Source organism: Dickeya zeae NCPPB 2538, from assembly GCF_000406165.1.
Taxonomy (GTDB): domain Bacteria; phylum Pseudomonadota; class Gammaproteobacteria; order Enterobacterales; family Enterobacteriaceae; genus Dickeya; species Dickeya zeae.
Genome location: NZ_CM001977.1, coordinates 3,000,312 through 3,026,608 on the forward strand (window position 1 = coordinate 3,000,312; position 26,297 = coordinate 3,026,608).

Sequence of the window (26,297 nt, forward strand, 5' to 3'; positions counted from 1 at the left end):
CGAAAGGTAACTGAAAGGTTACCTCATTAACAATCCCTCAACAGTCCCGTTCCGGGAATAATAAAAACAGGAAGAAATGACAATGAAAAAATACCTCGCCCTTTCCCTGCTGCTGTGCGGTTCGATTGCCACCGCTGCGACCAACCCGGCAACCGCACCGACACGAACCGAGTGCATCGCCCCCGCCAAGCCAGGCGGTGGATTTGATTTGACCTGTAAATTGCTGCAGATATCGCTACAGGAAACTGGCACGCTCACCAGTCCGATGCGCGTCACCTACATGCCAGGGGGAGTCGGCGCGGTGGCGTATAACGCGATTGTAGCGCAACGGCCAGATGAACCCGGCACCGTGGTCGCCTTTTCCGGCGGTTCGCTGCTCAATCTGGCGCAGGGTAAATTCGGACGCTATGGCGTTGATGATGTGAAATGGCTGGCGGCGGTCGGCACCGATTACGGCATGATCGCCGTGCGGGCCGATTCCCCTTATCAAACACTGAAAGACCTGCTCGGTGCCATGCAGAAAAACCCCAGTCAGGTGGTGGTCGGAGCCGGGGCTTCTATCGGCAGCCAGGACTGGATGAAAACTGCGATGCTGGCACGCCATGCCGGTATCAGCCCGCGTGACATGCGCTACGTGGCGTTTGAAGGCGGCGGTGAACCGCTGACCGCCATGCTGGGCGGACATGTGCAGGCGGTTTCCGGCGATATCAGCGAAATGGTGCCCCACCTGCAAGGCGGCAAGATTCGAGTACTGGCGGTATTTTCCGAGCAACGCCTGCCGGAGCCGCTGGCCAACATCCCTACGGCTAAAGAGCAAGGGTACGATTTAGTCTGGCCCATCATTCGCGGCTTTTATCTCGGCCCTAAAGTGAGCGAGGCCAGCTACCAGTGGTGGGAGCAAGCGTTCAAGCACATCGCCACCACCGACGAATTCAAAAAGCAACGCGACCTGCGTGGCCTGTTCGAATTCAACCTAACCGGACAAGCGCTGGATGCCTACATCAAAAAGCAGGTCGAGGATTACCGCGAGCAGGCGAAGCTGTTTGGGTTAGCTAAATAGCTGAATGTCAGTCGCTAAATAGAGGAGAAACACATGATGAGCGATCGTCTGTTTGCCGGGGTCTGGTTGCTGCTGTGCCTGATTGGTCTGGTGATTGGCTGGGAAATCCAGAGCGAATACAGCTACGAGCCGGTTGGCCCACGCCCGTTTCCCATCACGATTCTGGGATTGATGGCAATGTGTGCCGTTCTGATGCTGCTGCGTAAACCCGATGCCCTCACCTGGCCTTCTGCTGTTGTTCGCCAGCGCTTGCTGTTGCTGGTCATCATGCTGGCACTGTACGCCTGGCTGTTTGAACCGCTGGGCTTTCCGCTGACCACCGCATTGCTGGGTTGCGGTATCGGCATGTTGTTTGGCGCGGTGTGGTGGATGGCGGCGTTATCCGGCGCGGTCATGGGCATCTCACTGTTTTACGCCTTCGATAAACTGCTCGACGTCACGCTGCCCGCTGGCGCGTGGCTCTAACCGGGAGGCAGGTTCATGGATATCTGGTCTTTTCTGATGCAAGGTTTTGCGGTGGCGATGACACCGCAAAACCTGATGATTGCGCTGATAGGCTGCTTTATCGGTACCGTTGTCGGGCTGTTGCCCGGTCTGGGCCCGATTAACGGTGTGGCGATTCTGATGCCGCTGGCTTTCGCGTTGAAACTGCCAGCGGAATCGGCGCTGATTCTACTGGCTACTGTTTACCTCGGTTGTGAATACGGCGGACGTATTTCTTCCATTCTACTTAACGTCCCGGGCGATGCCGGGGCAATCATGACCGCCCTTGACGGCTACCCGATGGCGCAACAAGGTAAAGCAGGCGTGGCGCTGTCGATTTCCGCTGTCAGTTCGTTTGTCGGTTCCAGTATCGCGATCCTCGGTATCATTTTGTTTGCGCCACTATTGGCTAACTGGTCACTGGCATTCGGCCCGGCGGAATACTTCGCGCTGATGGTGTTCGCCATCGCCTGCCTTGGCAGCATGATGAGTCACAACCCACTGAAATCGTTTCTGGCCGCGCTGATCGGCTTGTCGATGGCGACAGTCGGTGTGGACGCCAACACCGGCGTCTACCGCTTCACGTTCGACAGTGTCCACCTGTCAGACGGGATTCAGTTTGTGGTGGTGGTCATTGGCCTGTTTTCCGTGAGCGAAATCCTGCTGATGTTGGAACAAACCGGTAGCGGACAACAGCTGACCAGAGCGACCGGGCGCATGCTGTTTAACGCCCGGGAAGGTATGCAGTGCATCGGGGCGACATTACGCTCCTCATTGCTGGGGTTCTTTGTCGGCATCCTGCCGGGCGCGGGTGCCACTATCGCCAGCGCGATGGCCTGGATGACGGAGAAGAAAATCAGCGGCAACAGTGACAGTTTTGGTAAAGGTGACATTCGCGGCGTGGCGGCACCGGAAGCGGCTAACAACGCCTCCGCCTGTGGTTCATTTATCCCGATGCTGACGCTGGGTGTTCCCGGTTCGGGTACCACCGCAGTGATGATGGGCGCACTGACGCTGTACAATATAACGCCGGGGCCGGCCATGTTTACCGAGCAGCCGGATATCGTCTGGGGGCTTATCGCCGCTATGCTGATCGGTAACCTGATGCTGTTATTGCTCAACCTGCCGATGATTGGCCTGTTTACCCGTATGCTGGCGATTCCGATGTGGTTTCTGGTACCGACGATTGCTGCTATTTCCGCGGTTGGCGTCTACGCCGTACACAGTACTACCTTCGACCTGTTACTGATGGTCGGACTGGGGGTGTTCGGCTACCTGCTGCGCAAAATGCACTTCCCGATGTCGCCGCTGATCCTCGGTTTTGTGCTGGGTGAAATGCTGGAGCAGAACCTGCGCCGGGCATTGTCCATCAGCAACGGCGGGTTATCCATCCTGTGGGAAGGGCACATCAGCCAGACGTTACTGGGGATGGCGGTGCTGATTCTGGTGGTGCCGCCGGTATTGAAACGCTGGCGACATCGCCGTACTCAGCTTCAGTCCGTCCCGCGCACATAACATCACCGTAATCTCTAGCGCAGCACGTGGGTTCTTCACCCCGCGTGCTGCGTTGCCCACTGGAAACGCTGACGTCACGCCCATTCTGCGTTTTCTCGCCTTTTTGCCCTGCTTAACGAAATATTAACCTGTTCATACGCCACGACTATCGGGAATACCGCACCGTTGTTATGATGACAATAAACATGCAGATAACACCGATCATGGTGATAACGTCATCGGGTTGAGGCGAAATCCGTCACGCGGCTACGGTAAGGAGAGCAGCATGCAACCGATCAGTAATCCCGGTAATGTTTCCCTGCCGGGAGAAAAAACGCTGGACCCCACGCTGTCAAAAACCGCGACATCCCAGACGGATGACCTTCCGCTGACGCTGGCACAACGAACCACGCTGGAAAAGCTGGTAACGCAGATTTCCACCCTAAGCGGTGCCAGACCCGCAGAAGTCTGGGCAACCGTGCGCGCAGAGTTGGGTAACAAGAATAATGCGGAACTGCTCGCCAGCCAGTTTCCGGCCGCCGAACAAAGTTTGCAAAACCGGCTGAGCACAGTACAGGGCTCACAGGATACCCGCCAGTTGCTGCAACAATTGACCAGCCTGCTATCGCAAGGGAATAACCGCCAGGCGGCCAGCGACTTTATCCGCCAGCAGTTTGGTCACACGGTGCTGAGTTCACTGACGCCTTCACAACTGAAACTGGTGGTGACGCTGCTGCAAAACGGCCAGTTACCTCAGGCCGCTACGCTGTTGTCTACGGACGGTAACGCCGCGTCATCATTTGGCAATACCGCTAACGGGCAGACACTCCCGTTGGCACAAACGCCTACCGCGACCACGATCCCCTCCCCCTTGCCGCAAACATCCCAGCAACTGGCGGCGATGTTACAAGCTGGCGTGGCACCAGGCGGGTTGGGTACCAATACCTCAACAGCCGCCTTACTGGACCGCGCCTTGTTACCCGCAGAACACAACCAGCTTAACCAATTGGTTGCCAAACTGGTTGCTCTGAGCGGTGAATCGCCCGCTAAAGTCTGGCATACGCTGATGGACATGCAGGGATTAAAAATCGGCGACCCGATACCGGCGAAGAATTTTCACGCGTTAAGTCAGTTCATTAACACACAAAGCGCACTGCTACAGCAGCACACACCGACCACGTTGCAGACGTTACAAGCCGCGCTAAAACAACCGCTCGACCAACAAGAACAGCAACTGTTGCAGGATTTCACCCGTAATACCCTGAACCTCACGCCGCAAATGCCGCTCACCCCCTCACAGGTTAGCGATGTGGTGACTTTTCTGTACCGGCGGCGGTTGCAACAGATACAAGACGCTACCACCCCACCCATGCAGCCGTTTATCAACCCGCTGATCATGGCGTTACCACAGGAGTGGCGGGCGCTGGTCAATAAACCTATTGGTCTGGCGTTAGTCGCCGTAGTGGTCGTGGCGTTGCTGATGTGGGTATTGCTCTGACGCTTCGCCAAGCCAAGCGTTCGGGATAGGCGGTCAGCCAGCTTCAGGCAAAAAAATACCGGGCAAGCCCGGTATTTTTACGCAATCACAAGATTCTGGTGGTTTACTGTGCGTATTTACGCATCACCAGCACCGCGTTGGTACCACCGAAACCGAAGCCGTTGGACATCACTGTCGTCAGCTTACGCTCAGTCGGTTCGGTCACCACGTTCATGCCCACAGCCTGCTCGTCGAGTGTTTCAACGTTAATGCTTGGCGCGATGAAACCGTGCTCCAGCATCAGCAGTGAATAAATGGCTTCCTGAACACCAGCAGCACCCAGTGAGTGACCGGTCATCGCTTTGGTAGAAGAGATTGGCGGAACGTTGTCGCCGAACACCTGGCGGATAGCCCACAGTTCTTTGACATCACCTACCGGCGTTGACGTACCGTGGGTATTGATGTAATCCACTGGCGTATCAACATCCTGCAGCGCCAGCTTCATGCAGCGTACTGCGCCTTCGCCTGACGGTGCGACCATGTCGGCGCCGTCGGAGGTAGCGCCGTAGCCAACCACTTCTGCGTAGATGTGCGCCCCACGTGCCAGCGCGTGTTCCAGCTCTTCCACTACCACCATACCGCCGCCACCAGCAATCACGAAACCGTCGCGATCAGCGTCATAAGTACGGGAAGCGCGTTCCGGCGTTTCGTTGTACTTCGTGGACAGCGCGCCCATGGCGTCAAACTCGCACGCCAGCTCCCAGCACAGCTCTTCACCGCCACCGGCAAATACGATGTCCTGTTTGCCCATCTGAATCTGCTCAACGGCGTTGCCGATACAATGTGCGGAGGTCGCACAAGCAGAGCTGATGGAATAGTTCACGCCGTGGATTTTGAACGGCGTGGCAAGACAGGCGGAAACACCGGAGGCCATCGCCTTGGTTACCACATACGGACCCACGGCTTTCAGACCGCGCGGGCTACGCATAGCGTCAGCGCCAAACACCTGGAAACGCGGGGAACCACCGCCAGAACCGACGATCAACCCCACACGCGGGTTGTTCTGATAAGTTTCCTCAGCCAGACCGGAATCCTTGACGGCTTCTTCCATGCACAAATAAGCGTAAATGGAAGCATCGCTCATGAAACGCACGATCTTACGCTCAATCAGGCCTGCTGTATCTAACTTGACATTACCCCAGACGTGACTGCGCATGCCGGAATCTTTCAGCTCTTGAGAGAAAGTGATGCCAGAACGGCCTTCACGCAGGGATGCCAGCACTTCTTCTTTGTTATTACCGATACTGGACAGGATCCCCAGACCCGTAATCACCGCACGTTTCATTCAATACCTCTTCCGCTTGTAGAGTTTGGATTTAGCTCCGCACTTTAGCGTACAGTTGTAAGCTGAACAAGTCCGATCAGACTAACTTTTCTCAAATTTGCGACTTAATAAACCACTCGCTAGAATCCCGCCATCGCCTGAATAATGAGTTAGTTGTCGTGACAAGCCCTTCCATCCAGCATGCGGACCTGAACTGGAACGCTCAGGGTACACCTGTATCGCAACAATTTGATGACGTCTATTTCTCCAACCAGGACGGTCTGGCGGAAACCCGCTATGTCTTTTTACAGGGCAATGGGTTTCCACAGCGTTTCCTGGAAAATGCAGGCCCGGTCGTTACCGTGGCGGAAACAGGTTTTGGCACGGGGCTAAATTTCCTGACCCTGTGGCAGGCATTCATGCAATGTCGCCAGCAGCAGCCGGAGGCCGCAGTACAACGCCTACACTTCATCAGTTTTGAGAAATTTCCGCTGCGCCAGTCAGACCTTGCCGCCGCGCACGCCAGTTGGCCAGAACTGGCACCGTTCGCCGAGGAATTACGCCAGCACTGGCCACTGGCGCTACCCGGCTGCCATCGGCTGATCCTGGCGCAGGGGCGCATCACGCTGGATTTGTGGTTCGGTGATGTCAACACCCTGCTGCCGACGCTGGACCACAGCCTGACACGCTGTGTCGACGCCTGGTTTTTGGATGGGTTTGCGCCGGCCAAAAACCCGGACATGTGGACCGATGCGTTGTTTAGCGCAATGGCGCGTCTGTGCCGAACCGGGGGCACCTTCGCTACCTTCACCGCCGCCGGTTTTGTTCGCCGGGGTCTGCAACAGGCCGGTTTTCAGGTCAGTAAAATAAAAGGATTCGGGCAGAAGCGGGAAATGCTGTGCGGCACCGTGTCACACAGTACTGAACCGTTACACCCTACGCCCTGGTATGCACGCCCGGCCACCACCACCCCGCAGGAGGTGGCCATCGTCGGCGGTGGCATTGCCGCCGTACTCACCGCGCTCGCCCTGCTGCGACGAGGCGCACGGGTCACACTGTATTGCGCCGACGATCAGGTAGGGCTACGCGCCTCCGGCAATCGCCAGGGAGCACTCTATCCGCTGTTGAACGACAAGCAGGATGCCTTGTCAGGGTTCTTCGCCGCTGCGTTCGGCTTCGCCCGTCGCTGCTATGACGACCTCGCGGCACAAGGCGTGGCGTTTGAACATGACTGGTGTGGCGTCAGCCAACTGGCCTACGATGAAAAAAGCACGCGTAAGATAACACAGATTCTGGCAGGCAACTGGCCCGATACGTTGGTGCGACCGGTTGATGCCCACCATCTGGCCGAGCAGGCGGGTGTCGCGTTGCACACCCACGGTATCACCTACCCACAAGGCGGCTGGCTATGCCCGTCCGAACTGACCGCCTCCGCCTGCGCGCTGGCTTGTCGGCAGGGACTTCAGGTTCATTTATCGACCGATGTAACGGCACTCACGCCTACTGACAACGGCTGGCAATTGACACTGGCAGATGGGCGGCAGGTGCAACATGCCACGGTAGTACTGGCAAACGGCCATCAGATAAACGACTGGGAACACACGCGCCACCTGCCCGTTTATGCGGTACGTGGTCAGGTCAGCCACATTCCTGGCACCCCGGCGCTGTCTGCGTTGCGTCAGGTACTGTGCTATGACGGTTACCTGACGCCGGTGAGTCCGCGTCACCAGACACACTGTATCGGTGCCAGTTATCACCGTGGCGACACCAGCACCGACTACCGCGAAACCGATCAACAGCAGAATCGCCAGCGGCTGATTGACTGCCTGCCCGACTGTGACTGGCCGACGTCGATAGACATCTCCGGGCAACAGGCACGATGTGGCGTACGCTGCGCCATCCGTGATCATCTGCCACTACTCGGTCAGGTGCCGGATTATCACCAAACGTTGGCGGACTATCAGGACCTGCCGGAACAGCTTGCTGCTGGTTCCGTGGTGAAACCGGCGCCATCCTGGCCGAACCTCTATCTGATTGGCGCATTAGGATCGCGCGGTTTATGCTCAGCACCCTTAGCGGCCGAGATCCTGGCCTCGCAACTGTTTGGCGAACCATTGCCGCTGGCAAGTGATACGCTGGCAGCGCTGCACCCCAATCGTTTTTGGGTGAGAAAATTGCTCAAAGGCAAAAGCCCACACACCCGTTAGTACAGAACCAGCGCCTATTCCATTAGGGCTATTCCACTTGCCACTCTGGCCTACTGGGACGGGCGCTAAGCGATACCAAGACGCGGGCTGTCGTTAGCCGCAAGGAAAACACCGCCCGATTATCTCGCGCAACAGCTCAGATGTGATTACCCATCGATATGTAGCATCATTGATGTATAGCACAATGCGTGTCTGCATTCGGTGGACCTTATCACTCCACCACCACTCATAAGACCTTCTATCATTAGTATTGCATGGCATACGGATGCTCACGGGTGTTTTATTTTTCTTTTCATCCGGTTAGCTACGCAAACGTTTTCTTCCATGCAGGGTGTTGATAGGGATTACGAATGATTTTGACGATCAATAACGCCATATCGATATGAAAAGCATATCAATTATTTCACATTGAATGGTTTTTTCGATCAAACTTATCAAGACACCGGTTTCAATGCCGATAATAGCTAATGAATCACGTGTTGTCGGTGGCCTATCCGGCGCAGGCACGCCACGATTCAGCAACGCTTTACACGATGAGCTGTATCCCAAAAGTTCGGGTTGCAGAACCCAATCTGGCATTTTCATCACGACTCCCCCACTGCGCTTTCAGCCTGGGACACGTGATGATCCTTACGACGTAGTGGCACGGTAGCCCTTCTGACAATAACGTCAATCAAGCGATGAGAAAAAGCGACGCGGTCTATAGCAACAATATTGAATACCGCGTACCACGACCCCACAGGGCGATGCCCATGAAGGGGCAAAATAATAAAGCCAGTACACCTGCAATCTGACGCATCACAGGAATAAAACGGAGAGGTTATGAATATTACGCAACGCCTGTTACTAACGTTTTCGCTGCTATCTCTGGCACTTATCGCACTGGTTGTGATTACCCTGTCATTGTTATCCGGCTTTCAAGCTCGCGCCGACTATATGCAGGATAATGCTGTCGCCAGTATTAAGGACCTGAATAACGCCGTGGATAAAAGCAACGCTCTGGGGCTTTTTCTCTACCGTTATCAAACCACGCCAGACAGCAGTAAATTACCCGGTATAGAACAAAGCATTAATCAAACCCTTGAGGATATCAAGTCACTCAATGACTACTATATGAAGAATGATATCTCCAATGATGAAGATAAAGCGCTGGCCCTCGCTGCAATGGACAATGCCAAAAAATTGCAGTCGGCGTTACCGCCCTTTTTGACGGCGGCAAAATCCAATCAGAAAGATCTCTCTTTGGGTATGCTGCAAGGCGAGGGGGGAGTCGGTGAGGCCCTGCGCAACATCCTCATCACCTACCGTAAACAGGTCGATTTGAATGTCAAAATCGGCGATGAGCTGCGCCAGACGAACACCCGCATTTATAACCAGAGCTGGATAAGCCTATTAAGTGGTGCGCTGTTGACACTGTTGCTGACCAGCTTCCTGGCGATCAAAACGATTTTGAGCATCCGCAACAGCCTCAGCAACATGAGCCAGGTGATGGAAACAGCCAGCACAACGCTGGATTTGACTCTCAAAGCGGACGACCAGCGTAAAGATGAAATCGGCATCACCGCACGGGCGTTTAATGCGCTGATGCAGCGGGTCGCCAGCACACTGGCTTCCGTCAGTGTTTCTGCGCAATCGGTTGGCAGCGCCGCAACGCAAATCGCAGCGGGTAACGAAGACCTTTCTTCCCGCACGGAGCAGCAGGCCGCTTCACTCGAAGAAACCGCCGCCAGCATGACGGAAATCAGCGAAACCGTACGTCAGAACGCGGAAAACACGCAACAAGCCAGCATGCTGGCAGGCAATGCCAGCCAGATATCTGTCAACAGCGCCGACGCGGTCGCGACCATGCTCGATACCATGGATAAGATCCGCACCAGCGGCAGTAAAGTCACCGATATTATCGCCCTGATTGAAGGCATCGCGTTTCAAACCAATATTCTGGCATTGAACGCCGCCGTGGAAGCCGCTCGTGCCGGGGAACAAGGGCGTGGGTTCGCGGTTGTGGCTGGTGAAGTGCGTACGCTGGCGCAACGTTCCTCTACCGCGGCTCGTGAAATCAAGGACTTGATTGATACCTCCAACGCGCTGATCCTGACCGGTGCCGAGCAGGCGGGCGATGTGGGCAAAAAAATGTCGTCCATGAAAGAGGCCATTCAGCAAGTCACCGACCTGATGAGTGAAATCTCCGCTGCCACCGAAGAGCAAAGCAAAGGGATTGACCAGGTGCATCAGGCCGTCAACCAGATGGATGATGTCACGCAACAAAACGCCTCGCTGGTGGAAGAAGCCTCAGCGGCATCGCAATCCTTGCAGGAACAAGCGCTGATCTTAAACCAACTGGTAGGACAGTTTACCGTCGGTCATCATGCGGCGGCGGCACTGGCTGCCAGTGGCACGCCATCAGCACCATCGGCCCCCGCGCAACGCCTTCTGTCACCGACCAAAAAGCGTGTCGCCACCGCCGGGGAAACAAGTTGGGAAAGTTTCTGATAACCGACGCTTTCCACTATCAACGTTTTGATTAACGCGGGGTTTCCACCCGCCTGAAATCCATCGCATCAGAGCCTGCTCTGGTGCGATGGACCGGTATCCACCGCAGATAACCGGTAAAGAACCTCTCCCAACCGGTGTAATCGGTGCCGCATGTACACGTCATCCATAACGGTTAAGTGCGCGGAAGTTGATGCACCAGCCAGAGGCAAGATGGCGAGAAAATTGCTTATTGGGATAGGTTCTATAACACAATAAGGAAAACAACCATTATGCACTGCGACAAAGACAATATGCGCTGCGACGAACACGACAGGGAAAACCGGGACAACCATGCATTGCTGGTTGATGAATTTGAACAGCTCACGACCTTGCTGGCGCAGTTGCTCAACAGCGATTACCGATCGTTCGAGAGTTATCTCAACAATTGCCGCCACGTGAGCTTACGCCAGATTGCTATCAGCAAAATGCTCACTAAACCGACATTCGAACATTATTTGCAGCAGCATGATGCCGCGCTCTATTACAACATCAACAGTATTGGTATTGCGTTACGGCTGTTTGAAAACCTGCTCATTAATATCCGAACGTTGTCTGAGGTGGAACGCTTTTGCTAGATGGAGCAGGACGTCATCTATAAGCGCTATCACCTATAAGCGCCATCAACCACGAAAAACCGTCAGCCATCTGTAATTATCAGGCCGACGGTTTTCCAGGGGATCCTACTCACTTAGCGCATCGTCGCCGGGAGACTCTGACAGCCTCCCAGCGATGGCACGTTATGTCGGGGTGGAATCCAGGTGTTTTGCCCGTTGCCAGCTTGGTGTGTCAGCAAGACGCGCCACATAACGGGCAATATGGGGATACTGCTGCCCCAAATTAAACCGCTCGATGACCAATTGCACCACGAACCCCAGCATAAAATCGGCCCCGGTCAGGTGCTGCCCGACAATAAACTCGCGTGAAGCAAGGTAGTCGTCCAGATAAGAAAATACTTTTCTGAATTCCGTGTCAGCATAGTCATCCAGAAAATGCAGTGTCTGGCCGCTTTTCTTCTCAAACTGGTTAAAGACTTTCAGTAACACCGGCAGCATGGCGGAGCTTTCCGCAAAATGGATCCATTGCAGATACTCGACATAGCTCTCGTCCTGTTCGTCAGGCGCCAGATGTGGCGCGTATCGACGAATGATGTACTCAACAATCGCCCCTGACTCGGCAACCACCTTGCCATCAATCTCAACCACCGGTGATTTACCCAACGGGTGAATCGCCTTCAATTCTTCCGGTGCCAGTTGTGTCTGCGGATTACGCTGATAGCGGATCAGCTCATAAGGAAGCTGTGCCTCTTCAAGCAACCAGAGGATACGCGTAGAGCGAGATTCATTCAGATGATGTAGCTTTATGACCATGCTGCCGATTTCCTTTTTAGCCGATTAGGAGCCTATCCCATTAGGGCTATTTCACTTGCTATTTTGGCCCTGGGCAGTGCTCGAACTCCTCACGTACTCCGTGTACGCTCCGGGTTCTCCGCGCTGTCCGAGTCCAAACTAGCTGCGCCAATAACGCCTACTGTAATAGGCTCTAGGTTTAGCCAATTAAGCCAGTTGCTTTAACAATGCGTGGGCGACTGCTTCCGAGCTGGCCGGGTTCTGACCGGTTATCAGCTTACCGTCTTCCACCAGATAGGGGTGCCAGTCAGGGCCTTTGCTATATTCGCCGCCCAGTTTTTGAAACTCGTCTTCAATCAAGAACGGAACCACATCGGTTAATTCCACCGCGGCTTCTTCCGAATTGGTAAACCCGGTGACCCGACGGCCTTTGATCAGCGGTTCACCATTAGCGGCTTTGACATGGCGCAATACGCCAGGCGCATGACACACGAAGCCGATAGGTTTACCCGCCCGTTCGAATGCTTCGATAAGTGCAATCGAGGTGGCTGACTCGGCCAGATCCCACAACGGGCCATGCCCACCCGGATAAAATACTGTGTCGAAATCCTCCATGCGGACGCTGTCCAGTGTTACCGTCGATGCCAGTGCCTGCTGAGCGGCGGGGTCAGCTTTGAAACGATGGGTCAGTTCAGTTTGAAAGTCCGGCAAATCACTTTTCGGATCCAGTGGTGGCTGCCCACCCGCAGGCGATGCCAGTACAATTTCGGCACCCGCGTCTTTAAACACATAGTAAGGTGCGGCAAACTCTTCGAGCCAGAAACCGGTTTTTTTACCCGTATTTCCCAGTTGGTCGTGGGATGTTAATACCATCAATACTTTCATTGTCATTCTCCTCACATCACCCTTTATGTCGCGGGTGCTTTACGTTAACCGTTAAAAACCATTGTTCGTTCAAATGCATGAACCGTTCAGAATTAGCCCTTCAGAAACGCTTCAAGCTGAGACAATTTATCGCTATAGGGTGCTCGCAGGCGCAGACTGGATGTCCCCTCTTCATTCTGGACCACAATCGGCTTGTCGTGGCTAAAACGGCGAAAACCGTGAATACCGTGGTACGCCCCCATACCGGAAGCCCCGACGCCACCAAACGGCAGCGCGTCGATACTGGCATGCGTCATGACATCATTAATCACCAGTGCACCGGAGGTGGTACGTTCTGCGAATGTGTTTTGCCGCTCAGCCTGCTGACCAAAGTAATACGCCGCTAACGGACGAGGATGGGCATTGATATACGCTATCGCCTCCTCCTGTGACGCACAGGTGCGTATCGGCAGCAGCGGTCCGAAAATTTCTTCCTGCATGATGTGCATATCATCGGTAGCATTCAGTACCAGATGTGGCGCGATTTTGCGCGACGCGGCATCCGTGTCCGGTTCACCCGATGGCGCGAGGCTCACCAGTGTCGCCCCTTTGCTTGCCGCATCAGCTAACAGCGCGATCAGGCGCTCATAGTGCCGCGGCGAAATGATGGCAGTATAGTCCGGGTTGTGTTGAAGCGTCGGAAATGCCTGCGTCATAAACGCTTTGCTGGCATGAACAAAGGCGTCAATCTGCGCGTCCTGCAACAGGACATAATCCGGAGACAGGCAAATCTGCCCGGCATTGAAGGTTTTCACCGTCAGGGTACGCTGCGCGGCCAAACTGATATCGGCGTCATGGTCGATAACCACCGGTGATTTGCCCCCCAGCTCCAGCGTCACCGGCACCAGATTTTCTGCGGCAGCACGCATGACATGACGCCCGACAGCAGAACTGCCAGTAAAGACCAGGTGATCAAACGGCAGGCTACTGAATGCCGCGCCGATGGTGGCATCCCCCAGCACCACTTCCAGCTCCAGTGGGTCAAAGTAGCGTGCGATCAGCTCAGCTAGCAGTTCGGAGGTGGCAGGTGTCAGCTCGGAAGGTTTCAGCATGGCGGTGTTACCCGCGGCAAAGACACCAGCCAGCGGGCCAAACGCCAGATTGATGGGAAAATTCCATGGGCTTATCACCCCAACAACGCCCAGTGGTTGATGCTGTATCCAACTCTGCATTCCCGGCATCGGGCTGTCGACAAACTCCGGCTGTATCCACTGCGCAACGTGTTCTGCGGCATGCTCCAGCGTTTTTACCGTTGTCGCCATATCCGCCACCAGCGACTGATAGCGGCTGCGATGACCAAAATCCGCACTCATCGCCTTGCTGAGCGATTCATAATTCTCCCGAATCAGTTGAGCGCTGCGTACCAACCGGTCACGACGTAGCGCCGCATCGGCAGGCCCATTGGCGATATGGGCATTCTTCATGGTCTGCAGTATCGCTTTTAAATCGTTGCTTGTTTGTACTAATGACACCGTAGTCGCTCCTTAAAAAGGGGGTACCGTCTTTTCTGCCCTGCGGGTATAAATTTTCTTTGCTCTTCGCAAGGCGATTTTCTGGTAAAAGACAGTTATGCTTTGATAGAGCGCACTTTACTGATGTTAATGTGCTGTGACCAACTAGCATATTTGGGTATAGGTATAAAAATTTTTATGGGTAGTCTATGTCTCTCGTTCGGCTAAGAACCTTTATTGAGGTGTATCGGCAGCGTTCCATTAGCGGTGCCGCCCGCACGCTGAACCTGACGCAGCCTGCGGTATCGCAGCATATCGCTGGTCTGGAAGCATCGCTGGGGCATCCGTTGTTTGCGCGCCAAACGCGTGGGGTCGTACCAACCTCGGTTGCTGACGAACTGGCGGCAGATATTGGTGACAGGCTGGATGAGGCGGAAAACGCACTGGCATCGGCAAAGGCGCGTTCGCTGGAACTGGCCGGGGCGCTACAAATTATTGGTCATGCGGATTTTCTGGCCGAAGTCGTGGCTAAGCAGCTGTTGCCGCTGCTGGAGGTGGGGGTCCGCATCCGCATGCAAACCGGGGATTATGACGTGATTACCCAAAGTCTTATCGAAGGGTATTGCGACCTGGGGATCTCAGCGGCCCCGGCGAATGACGCGCGTTTAAAAAGCGAACTGATGCTGACCGATGAAATCATGGCGGTCGCCGCACCGCAGGTGGTCAAACGTCTGCTGAATACACCGGATACGCTGGCAGCCATGCAAACCGAGCCGTTGCTGGCCTACAGCCTGACACTGCCGCTTATCGATAACTGGTTTGCCGCTAATCGGGTACAGGCACCCGCTATTCTTCCGGCCATGGTCGGGCAGGACTTACGGGCACTGTGCAGTTTATTGTGCCAGGGATTTGGCTGGAGCGCGCTCCCGGCTTATCTCTGCACACCGTATATCGAGCGAGGAGAACTGGCTGAAATTCCCGCGCCGGTAGCACGGGCCAGCCGGAGTTACTATTTACTCTGGCAACCGAGTGCACTGCGTCAGCCACGCGTCGCCCATGCCCGGCAGGCGTTGTTGTTCCGGTTAAGGCAAAAGCACGGCTAACGACCCCGCGTAAAAATGCGTTGGCAGGCCGAAACAGGCATCGCCCATGTCGGCCTGAGCGGTATTAAGGCCGTTGCGCCTGCTGGTAAAGCGCTTCCCACACCTGGGCGACCAGCGCCTGATCAGGCGGCGACAACTCACCGTTTTTAATCGCCTGGTCCAGACTTTCCTGAACCCGTGCATGCAGCGCCTGTGCGGTCTGCTCGTCATGCGCTTCGACTTGCGCCACCGCCAGCGTCAGGTGACCACGCAGGTAACCGCTGGCAAACAGCTCATCATCACTGCCGTGCTCCACCAAATTGTCAATCAGCGTCAGGATGCGCGCCTCGAATTCTGCGATCATTCATAGTCCTTAGTTATTGGAGTCGTTGCCGAACATCACAGATCGGCTGGATAAGGAAAGTCCGCCGCCGTTTGCGGCGCGGTGTGGTAATAGTCCTGCAACGCCTCGATAAAACGCGCAGGCCGACTGGGTACGCCCTGTTGCAGATAGACCATCACTTGTGCGTGTACCCGGCGCTGAAAGGCGATACGGTCCGGATCAACATCGCCACTGAGGTTGTCGCAACTGACATTAAACGGGAACCCGGCCGCGACGCAAAACATCCATTCCAGCGCCTGTGGTTTGATTTCCACCACTTCGAACTGGCTCTGCGTCTCGGCATCACGCCCATCCGGGCAGTACCAGTAACCAAAATCCACCAATTTGCGCCGTTCTTCACCGGCAATACACCAGTGCGAAATTTCGTGCATCGCGCTGGCATAAAATCCATGCGCAAACACAATGCGGTGATACGGCGCCTGTTCGTCGGCCGGCAGGTAGATAGGCTCGTCATCGCCTTTCACCAGACGGGTATTGTATTGCTCACTAAAACACCGGTTGAAAATAGTGATCAACTGTTCGTAATGGTGAGTACTTTCAGTGTCAGTCAACATCGTCATCAAAATAGCTGTCCCAGCCAGCGAGCAATCTCGCTGCCGTGGTTGTCGTGAATCAATTTAATGCTCATCAGGGCAGACATGACAACCAACATCGGGCGAATCAGTTTTTGTCCCTTGGTGAGCACCATTCTGGCGCCCAGGCGAGCACCGATAATTTGCCCCACCAGCATCACCAGACCCACCCCCCACACCACCTGACCGCCCAACATGAAAAACAGCAGGCTGCCAAAATTGGAGGTGAAGTTGAGTACTTTGGCGTGTGCGGTAGCTTTGGCCAGATTGAACCCCAGCAGGGTGACATACGCCAGCGCGTAAAACGACCCGGCCCCCGGCCCGAAAAAGCCGTCGTAAAACCCGACGCAGGCCCCGCCTAACAAAGAGAACGGCAGCAACGACAAACGGGCATGCCGATCTTCGCCACCGACTTTCGGCATCAGCAAAAAATAGAGGCCGATGCCAATCACCAGCACCGGCAGCAATTTGCGCAGAAAGTCAGCATGAATCTGCTGGATAAGCCAGGCACCGAATACCGCGCCCAGAAACGTCAGCGGCACGGTCAGCCTGAGTATTTTCATATCCACCGCTTTGCGGCGCATGAAATACAGGCTGGCGGAAAACGATCCCCCCACCGCCTGCAATTTATTGGTCGCCAGTACCTGTGCCGGGGAAAGCCCCGCCGCCAGCAACACCGGGATAGACAACAACCCGCCGCCACCAGCGATTGAATCGACAAAGCCGGCAATCACGCTAGCCAAAAACAACAAGGCCAGAATATCTGGCCCGACAACAAACCATTCCATGAATTAGTCCGCAATCAAATGACGATCAAGTAATGCCTGACAGGATGGCGGTAACGGCGGCGGCGTTGTTTTCACCGGCGCTTGTGTACCCGGTTGACGCGGCTGGAACCAACTGTTCAGTTCAGCACCGCACCCATCGCCTGCTGGCGGTGCGTCCTGTTCCTGACACTCCAGACTTTCCGGCGGACAACGCAAACGCACATGCATATGGGCACGATGAGCAAACCACGGCCGCACCTTGTGCAACCAGTTGCGATCGCTCCCCGCTTCCAGACACAGTTGCTTTTTGATGGCAGGGTTCACAAAAATACGCGTGACGTCGTTATCCTGCGCCGCGGTTTTCACCAGTTTCAGTACATCTGGCGACCAGACGCGCGGGTTGACGTTTTTACCATCCGCCAGGACCAGGTCCAGCGGTTGTGGCTGCAACAGTTGTTGCTGGCTCCAGCGCTGGCGGGGCAGCTGTAACCAGATATCCACATCCAGACCTGACTGATGACTGGCATGGCCGCTGCTAAAACGCCCACCAGCTGGCATACCCATATCACCGATCAACACCGTACCACCGGTAGTGCGATGGACTGTGGCGCTAAGCCGATGGATGAACGCCAGCAGGTCCGGGTGACCAAAATAGCGCCGTTGATCAACACGCATCACCTGATAATCAGGCGACTGCAACGCCAGCGGCTGTGCCCCGACGATGCAGCCATTGGCAAACGCGCCGATAGCCTGAGGCTGGCCTGCCACCGGATGCGTTATCTCCTGCCACGGTGTTTTCGCCAGCACGGCGCTGCAAAACAGCAGTGCAGCCATCCCAATCCAGTTTGTTTTCATTCTATTGTCGTCATTCGATCTACTGTTGTAATTCGATTTGTTGATGTCGTTCGTTGTGGCCTGCAAAAACGGTGTATTACCGCCTTACCAGCGCGGCACCTGACAGATCACATCGGCACACTGCGCCCGTTGGCGCAACAGGTGATCCATCAACACGATCGCCATCATCGCTTCGGCAATCGGTACTGCACGGATCCCCACGCAAGGGTCGTGTCGACCGCGGGTGATCATTTCCGTGGCTTCACCGTCGCGGGTAATAGTACGGCCCGGCACGGTAATGCTGGATGTCGGTTTCAACGCCAGATGGGCGGAAATGGTTTGGCCGCTACTGATGCCGCCCAGAATGCCGCCAGCATGGTTGCTCTGAAAACCATCCGGGGTGATTTCATCGCGGTTTTCACTGCCGCGACGGTTGACCACGGCAAAGCCGTCACCAATCTCCACACCTTTAACCGCATTGATGCTCATCAGCGCATGGGCGAGATCAGCATCAAGACGATCAAACACCGGCTCACCCAGTCCCGGCGGGACGGACTCTGCCACCACCGTCACCTTCGCACCGATAGAATCACCGTCTTTTTTCAGAGCACGCATCAGTTCATCCAGCGCCTCCAGTTTATCCGGGTCCGGACAGAAAAACGGGTTCTGCTCTACCTGCTCCCAGTCTTTCAGTTCGCACACCACATCACCCATCTGCGCCAGATAGCCACGGATCGCCACGCCATACTGTTGTTGCAGGTATTTCTTGGCGATAGCACCAGCAGCCACACGCATCGCCGTTTCACGGGCAGAAGAACGGCCACCGCCACGGTAATCGCGGATACCGTATTTCTGCTCATAGGTGTAATCGGCATGACCCGGACGGAATACGTCCTTGATGGCGCTATAATCCTGTGAACGCTGATCGGTATTTTCAATCAGCAATCCGATGCTGGTGCCCGTCGTCACCCCTTCAAATACCCCAGACAGAATGCGTACCTGATCCGGCTCACGGCGCTGGGTGGTATAACGGGACGTCCCCGGACGACGACGATCCAGGTCGTGCTGCAAATCGGCCTCGGTTAACGGAATACCCGGCGGTACGCCATCCACCACACATCCCAACGCAATACCGTGGGATTCACCAAAGGTGGTGACACGGAAAAACTGACCAATACTGTTTCCTGCCATCACGGCTCCTTAGCATTGAAAAAACATCAAGACGGCGGACGGGAACACACCGCGCGCCATCCTGCAGAATAATTAATCCCGGTAAGCGCTGAAATGCGCCTGACAATCCAGCAATTGAGAGCGGGTCAGCATAAACACACCGTCGCCGCCATTGTCGAACTCCAGCCAGGTGAACGGAATGTCTGGGTACTGATCCATCACATGCACCATGCTATTGCCGACTTCGCAAATCAGCACCCCGTCTTCCGCCAGGTAGTCCGGCGCGCACGCCATAATGCGACGCACCAATGCCAGGCCGTCGCTGCCTGCCGCCAGCCCCAGTTCCGGCTCGAAGCGGTATTCCTGCGGCAGGTCGGCCATGTCTTCTTCATCAACATACGGCGGGTTGGTCACAATCAGATCATATTGAATCGCAGGCAGCTCACGGAACAAATCGGAGCGGATCGGCGTCACGTTATATTCCATACCGTGATGCTGAATATTCTGCTCGGTGACGGCCAGTGCATCGGCGGAAATATCCACCGCGTCCACTTCTGCTTCAGGGAAAGCCTGCGCACAGGCGATGGCGATACATCCACTACCGGTACACAAATCGAGAATATGCCGCGGGGAAGTCGGCAACAGCGAGGCGAAGCGCTGGTTAATCAGCTCGCCAATCGGTGAACGGGGGACCAACACGCGTTCATCAACGTAAAACTCCAGTCCGCAGAACCAGGCTTTATTCGTCAGATAGGCCACCGGAATACGCTCGTTGACGCGGCGAATCACGCGCTCAACGATGCGATGACGCTCGCTGGAGGTCAGCCGGGCATGGTACATGTCTTCGGGAATATCGACCGGCAGAAACAACGAGGGCAGCACCAACTGTAACGCTTCATCCCAGGGATTATCGGTACCGTGGCCATAGTAGACATTGGCGGCATTAAACCGGCTCACCGCCCAGCGCAGCATATCCTGAATGGTATGCAAATCGTTGACCGCCTCATCGACGAAAATTTTGTCCAAGTGTGTTCTCCGCAAACGACTGTTTCTTGTGATCGCATGTTTCTGTGATAGCGATAGTTTGCCATGAAGACGGCGACAAATCAGCAGATATCACCGCCAGACGGCGCGGGCCGGGGAAACAGTCGGGGGAATGGACAAGGAATGATAAGGTTTTGTTTAGCCACCGACACGGAACAGGTAGACTACATTGATACCGTATTTCTATACCGATACCGTATTTCTCTTCTGAAACAGAACGGCGACGAGGCAGAGTAACGCACTAATGAAAAAAAAATTCATGCTTGATGACGAGGAACAGGCGCTTTTCCGCACGTCGGTAGCGGGTGCCACCCGGTTGCGTCAGGATACCTATGTCCACCGTCCGGTTCGTCATAAACCCGGCGTACTGCCGCCCCGGCGAATGATTCAGGAACAGGTGGACGCCAGTTTCTATTTTTCGGATGAATTTCAACCGCAACTGGAAAACGACGGGCCGACACGTTATATCCGTCCTGGTGCCAGCCATTATGAGTTGAAGAAATTGCGCCGGGGAGATTACTCACCGGAGCTGTTTCTGGATTTACACGGGCTGACGCAACTGGAGGCCAAACAGGAACTCGGGGCATTGTTGGCCGCCTGTCAGCGCGAACATGTTTACTGTGCCTGCGTGATGCACGGTCATGGTAAACATATTCTCAAACAACAAACGCCGCTGTGGCTGGCACAGCACCCGGATGTGTTGGCATTCCATCAGGCACCGAAAGAATTTGGCGGTGATGCCGCCTTGCTGGTACTGGTGGCACAAGAAAGCGCTGACGATGAATAACCACTGATCGTCGACGCATCTTGTTAGCTATAGCCACCCTCACCCCGATGCGGCTCACCGCTCGGGGCATTGACGACTCAGAGTTTAGCTGCTTTGGCTGCTTTAGCGGCTAACTGAGAAGGGGAAACCTGCCAGTGGTAAACGCCAGTTCCGGATGCATCATCCAGTTCGACGCAGGCAATGGCCGAGGTGGCAAACATGGGCGCATTCTCAGCCGGGCACAACCCAGCGACCAGATACCCTACCAGCGGCAGATGAGATATGACCAGCACGGCGCTGGTGCCTTCTTTTGCCAGCGCCAGCAGGTAGTCACACACTAATTCGGCATTACCGCCCGGTGTCAATTCCGGCAGGCATTCACTCTCTTCCGGTAATGGCATGACTTCTGCTACGACCTGTAACGTCTGTTGAGCCCGCACATAGGGACTCACCAGTACCCGCTCAATATCAATCGCCTGATCGTTAAGCCAGGCTGCCATCTGACGCGATTCTTCATCTCCCCGACGGCTTAACGGCCGGAGTGCATCACTGGCAGCGTCAGGTACGGCATCACCATGACGCATGATAAAAACTTGCATATTACACCGCTATATTGATGAAAAAAGGGCAATAAATCCCTGGGGATAGCTGTAGATTAACTGAATCGGCACAACGCCGTTTTGCGACAGGTCACAGCCTGGTGTCGGAGACCACCCTCGTCTTGCTGATGGTGTTTTGACCGACGCAAAGCGCATTTTTTTACCCCAATTGTCAGGGAATCGCAACCAACCCCCTGTATGGAGCACCGCCATTGTCATCCCACCCTACCATTACGTTCGCGTCGGCACCGCCAACATCCCGTATTTTCAGGCAATTAACCTTGCTTTTATCAGGGGAAAATCAGTATGAGCACATCATAATATGCTATTCACCATCAATTCCCTCTCTGTTAGCAACATTTTAAACTGCGATATAATTTTTATTCAGATAAAAAAATTACAAACTCTCATAATACAGAACAAACCGACACCGGTTTTATTTTTATGACACTTTTACACTTTTTCATCTTATTAACATGGGAAATGCTGGAAAAAAGACGCTGCCTCACTCATAGTAAACACAGACAACACTGGCAACGAATACAACATATTTAAATAGTTCAGCGCGGTATTATGCCCAGCACTCAGGGAATTGTTATTCCGGGTAAAAGGAAGACTATAAATAACCCAATTAAAAATACTATTTTTCAAGAAGATAAAATAGACACCCTCAAAAAATTCGTCTTTGTATTTAATGCGTTTATTAATTAAAAGCCTTAACCAAAAATTAAATTCAGCGAAGGCTTTCTCGTCATGAAATAATGATATTTTTTAAACAAGATCGGGTTGAGTCATTCAAAAAACCTGTTTCCAATGCATTACCCTCTTTATTCACCCTATCGGGGGAGAGAATAAACAAGATAACGCAACGTGGGGCTGACTCTGCCTTTACCCTGTGGGGCTTATACCAAAACGGCAAGTAAATCAGCCCTAACGGAACAGGTTTTTAACTCATTGAGTCATCGATAAAACGGGTTTGTTCAGACTGCCGCCGGAGCAGCCCTTCAGCAGGGGCAAACCGATCGCCGTACTGCTTTTGCAGTGACCGCAGGGTACCGACCACCGTCGTGATACCCAATTGATTCATATAATGAAACGGCCCGCCCAGAAACGGTGGGAACCCAATGCCCATGACTGCGCCGATGTCCCCCTCCCCAGGGCGACGAATCACCCCTTCATCCAGACAACGTACCGCTTCATTGAGCATCATCATGACACAGCGCTGCGTCATCAACGCCGGGTCCAGATGCGCGGTTGGCGTGACATCCAGCAAGCGATAGATACGGCTATCAGAGACTTTATGCTGTCGACGCCACCAGTTGCACAACTGCTCATAGCGAGACAGATCGTAGCGATAAAACCCCCGCCCGTTCTTACGCCCTTTGCGGTTATCTCTGGCTATCGCCTCCAGTGCCGGAGGGGCGCAGAATCGCTCCCCCAGTTCGGCGACCAGCACGGGTACAATTTTCATCGCCACATCAATCCCCACTTCATCCAGCAAGGTAAACGGACCAACGGGAAAACCAAAACGTACCAACGCCCGGTCAATCGACTCTACCGGTTCTCCTTCCAGCAGGCAGCGAGCCGCTTCATTCAGATAAGGTGCCAGAATGCGATTGACGTAAAACCCGGCTTTATCCGCCACAACAATCGCCGTTTTGCCCTGCTTTCTCGCCAGCGCCACCGTGGTGGCTAACGTCACCTCATCGGTTCCGGCATGGGGAATGACTTCAACCAGCGGCATCTTATCCACCGGGCTAAAGTAATGCAGACCAATCACCTGCGCAGGACGGCTGGCACCGGCAGCAATCTGATGGATGGGTAACGATGACGTGTTGGTGGCAAACACGGTATGGGGTGGCGTGACCGCCTCGATTTCCCGAACCATCTGCTGTTTGAGTGCGATATCCTCAAATACCGCTTCCACCACCACATCAACATGCTCAAACCCCCGATAATCGGTGCCACCGGAGAGCAGGCTCATCTGTCGCCGCTGTTCTGCCGGTGTCATACGCCGACGGGCCACCTGCTTGTTTAGCCGTTGCCAACTACTGTGTAATGCCTGGGTGATCCCCTGTTCATGAATATCTTTAATCCTTACCGGCAACTGACCATTCAGCGCCGTCACACTGGCGATACCGCCCCCCATTAGCCCGCCGCCCAGCACGCCGACACGGCGTAATGGGCCAGGTGCAACCGGCGCACCAAAATCTTTTTTCAATGCCGTGGTGGTAAAAAACAACCGCCGCAATGCCACGGATTCCGGCGACATGACCAGTTGCCCAAAGGCGCGTGCCTCCGCCTGATACCCCGCCTGACGCCCCTGCTCCAGACCACAGCGCACCACCTCAATGATGCGCGTCGCCGCCGGATAGTTGCCCTGGGTTTTTGCCAGCGTCTGTCGCCGCACCCGCTCAAACAGCCAACGGCGAACATACGGCAGCATCAGTAAACGGTGTCGCCAGCCCGGTGAGATCACCGGCCGTTTACCCCGGCGAATAAAACCCAGCGCCGCCTCCAGCAAGACGGCGGGAGCCACCACCTCATCAACTAATCCGATACGCCGTGCCTGTGCAGCGCGCAGTTGTCGCCCGGTGAGTATTAACTCCAGCGCACGATCTACGCCGATCAGGCGCGGAAGGCGTTGAGTCCCCCCCGCCCCCGGTAATAGCCCCAACTGCACCTCCGGTAACCCGAGGCGGGTGCTGTCATCGGCGGTACAGAGCCGATAGTCGCACGCCAGTGCCAGTTCCAGACCCCCACCCAGACAGGTACCATGAATAGCCGCCACCACCGGGAACGGCAGATGGGCGATCGCCTCCAGCGTGTGCTGGCCGGTTTCAGCCAGCTTCTGCGCGCTGGCTACATCGGCACAGTCATCCAACATGCCGATATCCGCGCCTGCAATAAACGACGCGGGTTTTCCTGACAGGATAATCAGCCCCTGCAAGCCGTTGTACTGCCGGGCTTGTGACAACACGGCTTGCATCTGCTCAGCAAACTCCGCTTTCAGGGTATTCACTTTTTCACCGGGGACATCCACGGTAAGCACCCCGATGTGGTCAGGGCGAAATGTCAGTTGGAAAGCGGCGTGGGTGCCGCGCTCATCCGTTTGGTCCATCCCTAACTGCTCCGTCATTGCGCCACCTCCACCACCATCGCTGCGCCCAGACCACCCGCCGCACAAGCGGTCACCAAGCCTAACCCACCGCCCCGTCGACGCAATTCATGCAACGTTTGGGTGATCATCCGCGCGCCGGTTGCCGCAAACGGATGCCCGTAAGCAATCGAACCACCGCGGACATTAAAACGCGCCTCATCCACCTCACCTAACGGTGCACTACGGCCCAGTTTGTCACGGGCGAACTCTGCACTGGCGAACAGGTGAAGGTTGGCCAGCGTTTGAGCAGCAAAGGCTTCATGCATGTCAATCAGCGTCAGGTCATCAAGCCGGATGCCTGCCCTGTCAAGAGCCAGTGGCGTGGCATACGCAGGCCCGGCCAGCATGTCTTGCTGTACCGGAATCGCGCTAAAGGCATAACTGCGCAGATAACCGAGTGGGGTCAGGCGCAGTTCGCTGGCCCGTGATTCGCTCATCAGCAACACCGCCGCAGCGCCATCAGTCAACGGTGAACTGTTAGCCGCGGTTACGCTACCGTAGCGACGGTCAAAGGCGGGGTTAAGGCGGGAATACTGTTCTGGCGCGCTGTCACGCCGAATGGTGTTGTCTTCGTTGATGGCCTGCTTATACGGCGGCACCCAGGCCGTCATCACTTCATCACGTAACACACCGTCAGCCCAGGCCTGTGCCGCCCGTTGATGGGAACGGTGAGCGAACGCGTCCTGCGCGTCGCGGCTGATGCGGTAGTCTTTCGCCATCTGCTCAGCGGTATCCCCCATTCGCAAGCCGGTGGAATACTCCGCGACGGCCGGCGCTACTGGCAGTAAATCCCGGGGGCGCAATCGGGCCAGCAACGCTAACCGCTGGCTGAGTGTTTTGGCCCGAGACAGAGACACCAGCGTGTGCGCCAGCGCTTTGCTAACGCCAATCGGCAGCACCGACGCCGAATCCGCGCCACCAGCAATACCGATATCGATAGTGCCAGCCAGAATACTTTCCGCCACGTTAGCCACCGCCTGAAAACTGGTCGCGCAGGCACGGGAAACACTGTAAGCATCGGTGTGCACACTCATGCCGCTACCCAGCACAATTTCACGCGCAATATTGGGGGCTTCAGGCATCTGAATCACCTGTCCGAAGACCAGTTGGTCCACCTGCTCTGGTTCAACACCGCTACGCAGCAGTAACTCATTCACCACCAGCTTCCCCAACTCCAGCGCCGGAACGCCATGGTATACCGTCGCCTGCCGGGCAAACGGGGTTCTCAATCCACTGACAATCGCAATCCGATCGCCGCGCCGGGTGAGCAACGGCGTGACTTCGCGCATAACCATGAGGTTCATCCCTTTTCAGAGGTCGAGGAGGTTTGAAATCATTGTTAACCTGAAGATTACATTATGCAAACAAGCTGATACCAAACAGCGAACCCGGCCACGCTTCCCGGTACGCCGATACAGTAGGTATAGCGATACGGCAGCGCACAGCCAGACGAAAAGCGACACGGCGCAAGACAACAAAAGCGCAGAAATGAAAATGGCAGGAACGACAGAAATAATGACGAGATGATAGCGAGGAATACCGCCTCGCTCCGTGTCAGACACAAAACGAGGCAGAGTGTGCGGGAATCCCGACCCGTTCTGG

General features: G+C 55.2%; 23 protein-coding genes. 9 read left to right on the plus strand and 14 right to left on the minus strand.

The annotated features are described in order from the left end of the window. The first annotated feature begins 76 nt into the window (after nt 1–76). From DZE2538_RS13140 to flk, 4 genes are all read left to right on the plus strand, one after another. A complete protein-coding gene (locus DZE2538_RS13140; RefSeq protein WP_038914306.1) occupies nt 77–1,060 on the plus strand; it encodes a tripartite tricarboxylate transporter substrate binding protein in 984 nt (327 codons plus the stop codon). A gap of 36 nt (nt 1,061–1,096) precedes the next feature. Next, nucleotides 1,097–1,525 (plus strand): tripartite tricarboxylate transporter TctB family protein, encoded by a 429-nt coding sequence (locus DZE2538_RS13145; RefSeq protein ID WP_023640251.1) that lies wholly within the window; start codon nt 1,097–1,099, stop codon nt 1,523–1,525. A gap of 15 nt (nt 1,526–1,540) precedes the next feature. Further along, entirely contained in the window at nt 1,541–3,058 is a 1,518-nt protein-coding gene (locus DZE2538_RS13150; RefSeq protein ID WP_038916527.1) for a tripartite tricarboxylate transporter permease, read from the plus strand. 265 nt (nt 3,059–3,323) lie between these two features. After that, nucleotides 3,324–4,535, plus strand: coding sequence for a flagella biosynthesis regulator Flk (gene flk / locus DZE2538_RS13155; RefSeq protein WP_038916528.1), 1,212 nt, complete (start codon nt 3,324–3,326; stop codon nt 4,533–4,535). A gap of 103 nt (nt 4,536–4,638) precedes the next feature. Here the strand turns inward: flk and fabB are convergent, their stop codons facing one another. Beyond that, nucleotides 4,639–5,859: a beta-ketoacyl-ACP synthase I gene (gene fabB / locus DZE2538_RS13160; protein WP_019844026.1), complete on the minus strand. Its 1,221-nt coding sequence runs from the start codon at nt 5,857–5,859 to the stop codon at nt 4,639–4,641. Nucleotides 5,860–6,017: 158 nt separating this feature from the next. On the opposite strand from fabB, the gene mnmC reads away from it, so the two are divergent. Next, complete coding sequence (gene mnmC / locus DZE2538_RS13165) at nt 6,018–8,045, plus strand: bifunctional tRNA (5-methylaminomethyl-2-thiouridine)(34)-methyltransferase MnmC2/FAD-dependent 5-carboxymethylaminomethyl-2-thiouridine(34) oxidoreductase MnmC1 (RefSeq protein WP_038916529.1); 2,028 nt, start codon at nt 6,018–6,020, stop codon at nt 8,043–8,045. Between the two features lie 363 nt (nt 8,046–8,408). On the opposite strand, the gene DZE2538_RS20910 is transcribed toward mnmC, so the two are convergent. Further along, the gene (locus tag DZE2538_RS20910; RefSeq protein WP_152486143.1) at nt 8,409–8,630 is read right to left on the minus strand and encodes a hypothetical protein; all 222 of its coding nucleotides are present in this window, start codon (nt 8,628–8,630) and stop codon (nt 8,409–8,411) included. Nucleotides 8,631–8,867: 237 nt separating this feature from the next. Between DZE2538_RS20910 and DZE2538_RS13170 the strand changes: the two genes are divergently transcribed. Together DZE2538_RS13170 and DZE2538_RS13175 are read left to right on the plus strand one after the other, a co-directional pair. Beyond that, complete coding sequence (locus DZE2538_RS13170) at nt 8,868–10,535, plus strand: methyl-accepting chemotaxis protein (protein WP_038916530.1); 1,668 nt, start codon at nt 8,868–8,870, stop codon at nt 10,533–10,535. A gap of 272 nt (nt 10,536–10,807) precedes the next feature. Further along, entirely contained in the window at nt 10,808–11,152 is a 345-nt protein-coding gene (locus DZE2538_RS13175; RefSeq protein ID WP_019844029.1) for a hypothetical protein, read from the plus strand. Nucleotides 11,153–11,314: 162 nt separating this feature from the next. On the opposite strand, the gene DZE2538_RS13180 is transcribed toward DZE2538_RS13175, so the two are convergent. The 3 genes from DZE2538_RS13180 to DZE2538_RS13190 all read right to left on the minus strand — a co-directional run bounded on the left by DZE2538_RS13180 (nt 11,315) and on the right by DZE2538_RS13190 (nt 14,319). Continuing rightward, nucleotides 11,315–11,944, minus strand: a complete 630-nt coding sequence (locus DZE2538_RS13180; RefSeq protein WP_038914310.1) for a glutathione S-transferase family protein — start codon at nt 11,942–11,944, stop codon at nt 11,315–11,317. Between the two features lie 186 nt (nt 11,945–12,130). Next, nucleotides 12,131–12,808, minus strand: coding sequence for a type 1 glutamine amidotransferase domain-containing protein (locus DZE2538_RS13185; protein WP_019844031.1), 678 nt, complete (start codon nt 12,806–12,808; stop codon nt 12,131–12,133). 92 nt (nt 12,809–12,900) lie between these two features. Next, a complete protein-coding gene (locus DZE2538_RS13190) occupies nt 12,901–14,319 on the minus strand; it encodes a coniferyl aldehyde dehydrogenase (protein WP_023640258.1) in 1,419 nt (472 codons plus the stop codon). A gap of 188 nt (nt 14,320–14,507) precedes the next feature. On the opposite strand from DZE2538_RS13190, the gene DZE2538_RS13195 reads away from it, so the two are divergent. Beyond that, the gene (locus tag DZE2538_RS13195; RefSeq protein WP_016941126.1) at nt 14,508–15,401 is read left to right on the plus strand and encodes a LysR family transcriptional regulator; all 894 of its coding nucleotides are present in this window, start codon (nt 14,508–14,510) and stop codon (nt 15,399–15,401) included. 64 nt (nt 15,402–15,465) lie between these two features. On the opposite strand, the gene DZE2538_RS13200 is transcribed toward DZE2538_RS13195, so the two are convergent. From DZE2538_RS13200 to prmB, 6 genes are all read right to left on the minus strand, one after another. After that, nucleotides 15,466–15,744: a YfcL family protein gene (locus tag DZE2538_RS13200; protein ID WP_019844033.1), complete on the minus strand. Its 279-nt coding sequence runs from the start codon at nt 15,742–15,744 to the stop codon at nt 15,466–15,468. A 35-nt stretch (nt 15,745–15,779) separates the two neighbouring features. Beyond that, complete coding sequence (locus DZE2538_RS13205; RefSeq protein WP_012885442.1) at nt 15,780–16,343, minus strand: elongation factor P hydroxylase; 564 nt, start codon at nt 16,341–16,343, stop codon at nt 15,780–15,782. Beyond that, the gene (locus DZE2538_RS13210) at nt 16,343–17,143 is read right to left on the minus strand and encodes a sulfite exporter TauE/SafE family protein (RefSeq protein ID WP_012885443.1); all 801 of its coding nucleotides are present in this window, start codon (nt 17,141–17,143) and stop codon (nt 16,343–16,345) included. The genes DZE2538_RS13205 and DZE2538_RS13210 overlap by 1 nt, the downstream gene beginning before the upstream one ends. 3 nt (nt 17,144–17,146) lie before the next feature. Beyond that, on the minus strand, nt 17,147–17,977 hold the full coding sequence (mepA, locus tag DZE2538_RS13215) for a penicillin-insensitive murein endopeptidase (protein ID WP_023640260.1): 831 nt from the start codon (nt 17,975–17,977) through the stop codon (nt 17,147–17,149). 84 nt (nt 17,978–18,061) lie between these two features. Beyond that, the gene (gene aroC, locus DZE2538_RS13220; protein ID WP_012885445.1) at nt 18,062–19,147 is read right to left on the minus strand and encodes a chorismate synthase; all 1,086 of its coding nucleotides are present in this window, start codon (nt 19,145–19,147) and stop codon (nt 18,062–18,064) included. 72 nt (nt 19,148–19,219) lie between these two features. Next, complete coding sequence (gene prmB, locus DZE2538_RS13225; RefSeq protein WP_038916531.1) at nt 19,220–20,152, minus strand: 50S ribosomal protein L3 N(5)-glutamine methyltransferase; 933 nt, start codon at nt 20,150–20,152, stop codon at nt 19,220–19,222. Between the two features lie 262 nt (nt 20,153–20,414). Between prmB and smrB the strand changes: the two genes are divergently transcribed. Beyond that, on the plus strand, nt 20,415–20,957 hold the full coding sequence (gene smrB, locus DZE2538_RS13230; protein ID WP_012885447.1) for an endonuclease SmrB: 543 nt from the start codon (nt 20,415–20,417) through the stop codon (nt 20,955–20,957). A gap of 77 nt (nt 20,958–21,034) precedes the next feature. On the opposite strand, the gene sixA is transcribed toward smrB, so the two are convergent. From sixA to fadI, 3 genes are all read right to left on the minus strand, one after another. Continuing rightward, nucleotides 21,035–21,535: a phosphohistidine phosphatase SixA gene (gene sixA, locus DZE2538_RS13235; RefSeq protein WP_019844036.1), complete on the minus strand. Its 501-nt coding sequence runs from the start codon at nt 21,533–21,535 to the stop codon at nt 21,035–21,037. A 946-nt stretch (nt 21,536–22,481) separates the two neighbouring features. Next, a complete protein-coding gene (gene fadJ, locus DZE2538_RS13240) occupies nt 22,482–24,674 on the minus strand; it encodes a fatty acid oxidation complex subunit alpha FadJ (protein WP_038916532.1) in 2,193 nt (730 codons plus the stop codon). Next, nucleotides 24,671–25,984 (minus strand): acetyl-CoA C-acyltransferase FadI, encoded by a 1,314-nt coding sequence (fadI, locus tag DZE2538_RS13245; RefSeq protein WP_038917190.1) that lies wholly within the window; start codon nt 25,982–25,984, stop codon nt 24,671–24,673. Before fadI ends, fadJ begins: the two co-directional genes overlap by 4 nt. Nucleotides 25,985–26,297 lie beyond the last annotated feature (313 nt).